The 279-nt window shown below is 67.4% G+C and carries 1 pseudogene; it reads left to right on the forward strand.

The features are described from left to right. Positions 1-279: pseudogene (locus tag AC5RWD_RS23335) on the forward strand (hypothetical protein); the annotation flags it as partial.

The raw sequence follows: 279 nt of genomic DNA on the forward strand, positions 1-279 counted from the left end.
ATTCTGCGCAGGCCGATCCAGGGCAGGCCGATCTAGGGCAGGCCACAGGCAGCACCCTGGCGGCCGAGGACCTCGGCAAGAAACGCCCCAAAGAACACAGCATGGGCGCGGCTGAGCAGATCGCCCTGGCCCGGGGCGAGTCCCCGCACCGCGGCGGCCGGCTCCTCGGCATGGCCAAGGCCCTGGTCACCGAAATGCCCCACACCCTGACCGCCCTGGACACCGGCCAACTCAACGAAGAACGCACCATGCACGTAGTGAAAGAAACAGCCTGCCTGA

Source organism: Arthrobacter sp. CMU6 (genome assembly GCF_059090205.1).